The sequence below is a fragment of the Candidatus Hydrogenedens sp. genome (assembly GCA_035378955.1).
Classification (GTDB): domain Bacteria; phylum Hydrogenedentota; class Hydrogenedentia; order Hydrogenedentales; family Hydrogenedentaceae; genus Hydrogenedens.
Genome location: DAOSUS010000038.1, coordinates 22,649 through 30,133, shown reverse-complemented (window position 1 = coordinate 30,133; position 7,485 = coordinate 22,649). Strand labels below are relative to the sequence as shown.

Here is a 7,485-nt window from a genome sequence, read left to right as displayed (position 1 = left end):
GCATAAATTGTTTTCATAGAGCAATTAATATCAAAATGGATTTTTTGTGCAAATTAAGTTGGTAATACAATTACAAAAAACTTTACAATTTTGGTATAATAAAACCTCAAATTTTAAAGACTCTATTCTCTTATATCGTAATATTTAATAAACAAAAAAAATTAGGAGAAAAATCCTGTGTTACAAATGGTTCGACAAATACCGTGGTTATTTTCCCACGATATGGCTATAGATTTAGGGACAGCCAATACGCTTGTCTATGTAAAAGGACAGGGTATTGTTTTAAGTGAACCTTCTGTGGTAGCAATTAATAAAGATACCGGAAGGGTTCGAGCAGTAGGGAATGAAGCCAAAAATATGATTGGTCGCACTCCGGGCAATATCGTAGCTATTCGTCCAATGAAAGATGGCGTTATAGCAGACTTTGAAACGACACAGCAAATGCTTCGATATTTTATTCAGAAGGTTCATAACCGCCGTCGGCTCATTTGGCCTCGTGTGGCCGTGGGCGTTCCTTCGGGCATAACAGCTGTAGAGCGAAGAGCGGTAACGGAAAGTGCTATGCAAGCCGGTGCCAAGAAGGTATATATTATTGAAGAACCTATGGCAGCAGCAATTGGAGCAGGACTACCTGTTCATGAACCTCAAGGAAGTATGATTGTAGATATTGGTGGGGGAACAACCGAAGTAGCCGTAATTTCTTTAGGGGGTATTGTCTTTTCGAAATCTGTCCGCACAGCGGGTGATGAAATGGACCAGGCTATTATTAATCACATGAAACGTTCGTATAATATGATGATTGGGGAACGAACTGCAGAAGAAATAAAAATAGCTATCGGTTCGGCTTTTCCTTTGAAACAAGAACTTGAATTGCAAGTAAAAGGAAGAGACCAGGTATTGGGATTGCCTCGAATTATTACAATCACATCGGAAGAGATTCGGGAGTCTTTAAAAGACCCTGTCAGCCAGATTATAGAAGCCGTTCGTTATACACTTGAACGAACTCCCCCTGAATTGTCAGCAGATATTGTGGACCGTGGCGTTATCCTCGCCGGAGGTGGTGCTCTCCTTAGAGGATTAGACCAATTGCTTTCTAAAGAAACAGGGCTTCATGTATCTATTGCAGAAGACCCTCTCTCAGCAGTCGTGCTTGGTGGAGGAAAATTCCTCGAAGAATTGAAAAACTACCCCGAAGAAAAACTTTAATTTTGTTCAACTTGTTCTTGTAACATAATTGTATGAAGTGAGAAGAGGGTAAAAAGTTTTAATATATATTAAAATCTAATAAAAAAATGAATACATTAGATACATCAAAAGCATATCGGTCAACCATTATTTTTGTGGTAATATGCTTATTATGTATTATCTCTCTCCTTACAGAAACACCCTCAACTCCTATCCGTAATTTCCTTAAACAAGGAATTTATTTAACAACCCATCCTCTAATAAGCTTAAAAGCACAAACGGGAAAATTTTTAGATTATATTGTGACTGTTTTCTTTGAAACCGATTATTTGAAAAATGAAAATAAAACATTGAAAGAGGACATCCTTCGATTACGATTAGCCCTTATTGAGAAAGGGGAAAAAAATTATCAATTGGAGAAGAAACTAAAAATGGCAACTCTTCCGGAGGAATGGAAGTCCTTAAAATTATTGCAGGCAAATGTTTTAGAGACTTATCAAGGAGCCTTGCGAATAGACCGCGGTTCCCGTGATGGCATTTCTATTTCTCAACCTGTAGTGGTCCCGGAAGGTGTTGTGGGAATTATAATAGAAACTTCTCTATTTTCGTCCGTCGTTGCAACATTACATCATCGTGAATGCCGAATTGGAGCCATGATACAACGCGAAAGATTACACCCTTATGATGGTGTCATTTATCCCTCTGGGGATTTACGCAAAATTTGCACCATGAATTATATTGATATATATGACAAAGTTCGTGTTGGAGATTATGTAGTCACCAGTTCGGAAAGCACCTTTCCACCGGGATTGCCTATCGGGATTATTCAGGCAATTCATGAATCGGGAACACTATGGAAAAGTGCCGATATAACCCTCATAGTAGACCCATATAAACTGGATTGTGTTTTTATTATACTCGACAAAATAGACCCATTGAATATTGCGGATTATGATAATGCCCATATAAATGAAGGGAAAATAGATAATGAGAAAACAGAATCCCAAACCCCAATACAGGAATTGTTAGCACCCTAATAAGAGTCTTAATCCATGAACATTAATCATATTATCTGGATAATAATTGTTCTAATTCTCTCTGTATTGCAAACCGGCTGGCCGGATATATTAAGGGTTCAGGGGGTAACTCCTGACCTCGGATTGATTATGGTAATTTATTTTGCTTTATTCTATGGTGAAGAGCGGGCTATGTTTACAGGTTTATTTGCCGGGATATATCAGGACATTGCAAGTAACACCCCACTGGGGCATCATATCCTCTGTCTTGTGATTACAGGTTTTATTTTTGGTAAATTATCCGGGCGGTTAATCAGTGAACATCCGGCTATTAAATCGGCATTGGTTTTTGGTGGTGCTATTTTACATGGTATCTTATTTAATATAATTGTATATCTTCAGGACCCTTATACAAATTTTACTTATGTAATTTTTATAAACACAGTGCCATCTGCTTTTTATAGTGCATTAATGACTCCTTTTGTTTTCTGGTTATTACAACAGATTTTCCGATTTACAGATTTTTTCTCAGCATATTCTCCGGGGAAATAATATGAATAGGAACCATACGACACAAAAGAATTTTTTTTACCGTTTCTCATTGGTCATATTCCTTGTAATTTTTAGTATGGCAATTCTCATATTCCGTTTGTGGACGATACAGGTGCGAGATGCGGAACTTTATCGAGAAAAGGCAGAAAATAATCGTATCTGGCCTCAACGAATGAAAGCCGACCGTGGGAAAATACTTACAAAAGATGGAACCATTTTGGCAGATAATCGCCCTTCAGCAGATGTGATATTTGTTCCCGGAGATTGTCCGTCAAACCGATATAAAAGTGTTGCAGAAACTTTAGAAAAACTTATTAATGTTCCTTCTTTCTGGGTTTTAGAACAAGTTGAAAATTTTAAAACAGAACCTTTTACGCAAATAACACTCAAAAGAGATATATCTCGTTCTGATTGGATACGGATTGAGGAAAATAATTTTCAACTTCCTGGGGTATATGTTACCGTTCAACCTCAAAGAAGATACCCATTAGGAAATACAGCGGGGCAGATTATCGGGTATATAAATGAAACAAATAGTGATGAACTGGTTCTATATGAAGGAAAGTATTTTCCTGGTGATTTTATTGGAAGGACTGGAATTGAGCGGTATTATGAAAATATTCTCAAAGGAATTGACGGATATATGACCGTTACAAAATATGCATCCGGGAGACCTCAATTACGCACAGACCGCTATGGAAATCTGCTTCTTGTTCGAAAAGATACACGAGGGCACTTATTAACTGAAGAGACAGGGCTTCGTCAACTACCAACGCCGGGTAAAAACCTCGTCTTAACTTTGGATATTGAACTGCAAAAACTCTGCGAGGATTTGCTGGCAAGTCAACCGGGGTCCATAGTTGTTTTAGACGCAGACACAGGAGCCGTTTTGGCAATGGCAAGTAGTCCTAATTATGACCCGAATATATTTGTTACTAAAGGGAAAGATGCTGAAAGATTGGAACTTTTACAGAACAACCAACCTAATCGAATGACAAATCGTGCCATAAGTGAGCAATATCCGCCCGGTTCTGTATTTAAAGTATTTCTTGCTGCAACTGCTCTTGAAAAAGGGGTTATTACTCCGAAGACCACCTTTTTCTGTCCGGGGTCATTCAAAATTGGTGGGACCGGTAGAGAATGGAAATGCTGGCAGAAGTATGGGCATGGCTCGGTTACAGTTCGTGAAGCCCTTGCTTATTCCTGTGATGTATTTTTTTATAATGTAGGTCTTAAATTAGGAATTGATGCTATATCAGAGTATTGCCACAAAATAGGCCTGGGAGAAAAAACAGGTATTGATTTACCGGGTGAAGTGTCGGGGTTAATTCCAGACCGTGCATGGAAAGCAAAAATAAATGCTCAAAAACCTATATGGGAACAAAAATGGTATCCGGGGGATACTGTAAATTTGAGTATTGGACAGGGAAGTTGTGCTACAACACCTTTACAAAATGCCGTGTTGATGGCAACTATTATCAACGGGGGACATCGGATATATCCTCATTTAAATGCTGACTTTGTCCCGCCTCAACCTGAAGAACAGATATATTCAAAGAAGACATTAGAAATAGTGATAGATGGAATGAGATTGTGTGTTGAATCCATAGGGGAAGCAAGGGCAGGGACAGGTAAACTTGCTAAAGTTGATGGAATTACCGTTATTGGTAAAACGGGTTCTGCTCAAATTATGTCCTTAGAACATCATAAAAAATACAAAAGCGAAGAGGAAATCCCCTGGGAAATGAAAGACCATGCATGGTTTATAGCAGGGGTTACAGATAAAAAGCCTAAAATAGCCCTATGTATACTTGTAGAACATGGGCATCATGGTTCTTCTGCGGCAGCACCCTTAGCACAAAAAGTCATTCATTTCTTTTATAATCGGGAAATTAAACAAGATGTCCAACTCATAGCCCAAGAATCAACGGAAGGGGTTCAACATTGAGTTCTATAGAAAACATAACTCATCCACCTAAAATACAGTTCGAAATAGAAGATGGTGGTGTACATATTATAAACTGGCGTAGGTTAAATCGTATTGACCCTGTTCTTTTTCTATTAATGCTGATGCTGGTTGTAATCGGTTGGGTTAATATGTATAGTGCCAGTCAAAATGAGGATTATTCTTATTTTGTAAAACATGTTTTGATTTTTTTTATTAGCCTTCCTATTTTGTTTTTCCTAACAATGATTGACTACCGAATTATAATTGCTTCTGCTCCCATTCTTTATTCTCTTTCCATTTTATTTCTTGTTGTTGTGCTGTTTTTTGGTGTTCAGGCAAAAGGGAGTGAACGATGGATACCCGTAGGACCTATACGATTTCAGCCATCGGAAATAAATAAAATTATCATTGTACTTACACTCGCATGGTACTTTGGAAAAATTGGTGATAAGATAAAAAAACTTCATTGGTATATATTAACTTTTATAATTTCTGGGGTTCCTATTATCTTAATTTTTTTGCAACCGAACCTTGGAACTGCGATGTGTCTTGTTCCTATAACGATGATAATGTTATGGATAGCAGGTTGTCGGGTATGGCATTGGTTGGCAACTGTTCTTGCTGGTGTTATCTTAATTGGCTTTATTTTCTTTGAAGTAAATAGTCTTACGCCAGAACAAATACAGGCGGGTGAACACCCTGACTTTTTACCTCTTAAACCCCATCAATTAATGAGGATTTATACATTTTTTAATCCTGAAGCAGATATACAAGGTGGAGGATGGCAAACCTATCAAAGTAGAATTACTATCGGAAGTGGTGGAATTCATGGAAAAGGATTTCGTCAGGGAACCCAAACTCGATTAAAATATTTACCTGAACACCATACGGATTTCATTTTTTCATTATTTGCTGAAGAACATGGCTTTTATAAATCTGCCTTACTTATTATTTTATATGGATTATTTCTTCTTCGATGTTTGCAATTAGCAATATATGCTACGGAACTGAAAGGAAAATTATTGATTACAGGGATTACTATAATATTCTTGTTTCATATTTTTATAAATATTGCTATTACTATGGGAATACTTCCTGTAACTGGGTTGCCTTTGCCTTTTCTAAGTTGGGGTCGTTCTTTTTATCTTACTTGTATAACGGGTATAGGTTTAATATATAGTGTTCCTCGGGAAAAATCTTATTTATTTGCAGGATAAAATGTTATGAAAGAATTAGTAATAAATGTAGAACCATTGGAAACTCGCATTGCCTTATTAGAAAATCAAAAATTAACCGAATTGATGATAGAACGGGCTGAAGCTCCGTCTATTGTTGGGAATATTTACAAAGGGAGAGTAGACTCTATTATCCCTGGTATTCAGGCAGCATTTATAGATATAGGCATAAAGAAAAATGGTTTCTTATATGTTTCGGATATATCTACAGATTTTGAAGATATTATTCTTGATGAAGGAATGGTTCCGCGTCCTCTTCATCGGAAAACGGTAACAGGTCCGCCACGAATTCAAAATATACTCCATACAAATCAAAATCTTATGGTCCAGGTGGTTAAGGACCAAATAGGGAATAAAGGAGCTCGACTTACTACATTTATAACGATTCCCGGAAGATATGTAGTCTTATTCCCTACTATTAATGCTACCGGTATTTCGAGGAAAATCGAATCGGAAAAGGAGCGGGAGCGATTACGGAAAATTATGAATCAAATTAAACCCAAGGGAATGGGTATTGTTTTTAGAACAGCCGCAGAAAATAAACCTCGCGAGGATTTAGAAAATGATGTTATGTATTTGCTACGCGTATGGGAAGAAGTTAATGAAAAGTATCATACATTGAAAAGAACTGGGCTTGTACGGGAGGATTTAAATCCCATATTGCGAATTGTTCGGGACCGATTTACAAAAGAAATTCAACGATTGACTATAGACAATTCTTCCCAGTATGAAAAAATCATTAATTTTCTCGATATACTCGAACCTGCACTTAAAAAAAGGGTGCGACTTTATAAATTAAAAAACCCTATATTTGAAAAAATGAATATTGAACGGGAAATTGATAAAATTCTCCAACGCAATGTGCAACTCAAATCAGGCGGGTATATTACAATTGATTTAACAGAAGCCTTGGTCGCCATTGATGTGAATACGGGAAGTTTTACAGGGAAAAAGGAATTAGAGGAGACAATTCTTCAAACAAATCTTGAAGCAGCGGAAGAAATTGCAAGGCAGGTACGGCTTCGGGACTTGAATGGAATTATAGTAATTGACTTTATTGATATGGCATTAGAACAGAACCGCAAAAAGCTTTTAAATCATTTTATTAATTTACTAAAAAATGACCGTGCACGAATCACTGTATCTGAAATCAGTGAACTTGGTATGATAGAAATAACGCGACAGCGGTTAAAACAAAATGTAATCAAAACATTATCTCAACCCTGTCCTTATTGCTATGGACGGGGACATATAAAATCTATCACGACGGTTTTATTAGATATACTTCGCAAATTAAAAAGTATGTTTGTGGTCAATAAAGAAAAAAAGTTTATACTTCAAACCCACCCTGATATTGCGAAAAGATTACGAGAAGAAAATGAACCTCTTCTTGAAAGTTTGCAGAAGGAATTCCAGAAAGAGATTCTTATCGAATCAGTTTCTGATTTTCATATAGAAGATTATCGTATTCTGAGTGCTCGTAATCGTCTGATATTAGAAAGCCATATACATCGTGATTAAAAAATCATTTTGAGATAAATTGTTTTTT

Annotated in this window: 6 protein-coding genes; all 6 read left to right on the top strand. The window is 36.8% G+C overall.

Going from position 1 to position 7,485, the window contains the following annotated elements:
* The first annotated feature begins 186 nt into the window (after nt 1–186).
* The 6 genes from PLA12_09010 to PLA12_08985 all read left to right on the top strand — a co-directional run bounded on the left by PLA12_09010 (nt 187) and on the right by PLA12_08985 (nt 7,457).
* The gene (locus PLA12_09010; protein HOQ32637.1) at nt 187–1,206 is read left to right on the top strand and encodes a rod shape-determining protein; all 1,020 of its coding nucleotides are present in this window, start codon (nt 187–189) and stop codon (nt 1,204–1,206) included.
* Nucleotides 1,207–1,292: 86 nt separating this feature from the next.
* On the top strand, nt 1,293–2,222 hold the full coding sequence (gene mreC / locus PLA12_09005) for a rod shape-determining protein MreC (protein ID HOQ32636.1): 930 nt from the start codon (nt 1,293–1,295) through the stop codon (nt 2,220–2,222).
* Nucleotides 2,223–2,237: 15 nt separating this feature from the next.
* Nucleotides 2,238–2,753: a rod shape-determining protein MreD gene (gene mreD, locus PLA12_09000; protein ID HOQ32635.1), complete on the top strand. Its 516-nt coding sequence runs from the start codon at nt 2,238–2,240 to the stop codon at nt 2,751–2,753.
* 1 nt (nt 2,754) lies between these two features.
* On the top strand, nt 2,755–4,701 hold the full coding sequence (gene mrdA / locus PLA12_08995; protein ID HOQ32634.1) for a penicillin-binding protein 2: 1,947 nt from the start codon (nt 2,755–2,757) through the stop codon (nt 4,699–4,701).
* Nucleotides 4,698–5,918 (top strand): rod shape-determining protein RodA, encoded by a 1,221-nt coding sequence (gene rodA, locus PLA12_08990; protein HOQ32633.1) that lies wholly within the window; start codon nt 4,698–4,700, stop codon nt 5,916–5,918. The genes mrdA and rodA overlap by 4 nt, the downstream gene beginning before the upstream one ends.
* Nucleotides 5,919–5,924: 6 nt before the next feature.
* Nucleotides 5,925–7,457: an Rne/Rng family ribonuclease gene (locus PLA12_08985; GenBank protein HOQ32632.1), complete on the top strand. Its 1,533-nt coding sequence runs from the start codon at nt 5,925–5,927 to the stop codon at nt 7,455–7,457.
* Nucleotides 7,458–7,485 lie beyond the last annotated feature (28 nt).

What these genes read in the sequence shown, in the direction of transcription:
- PLA12_08985 (HOQ32632.1), top strand. Translation starts at nt 5,925, where the DNA reads ATGAAAGAATTAGTAATAAATGTAGAACCATTGGAAACTCGCATTGCC.
- mreC (HOQ32636.1), top strand. Translation starts at nt 1,293, where the DNA reads ATGAATACATTAGATACATCAAAAGCATATCGGTCAACCATTATTTTT.
- mreD (HOQ32635.1), top strand. Translation starts at nt 2,238, where the DNA reads ATGAACATTAATCATATTATCTGGATAATAATTGTTCTAATTCTCTCT.
- mrdA (HOQ32634.1), top strand. Translation starts at nt 2,755, where the DNA reads ATGAATAGGAACCATACGACACAAAAGAATTTTTTTTACCGTTTCTCA.
- PLA12_09010 (HOQ32637.1), top strand. Translation starts at nt 187, where the DNA reads ATGGTTCGACAAATACCGTGGTTATTTTCCCACGATATGGCTATAGAT.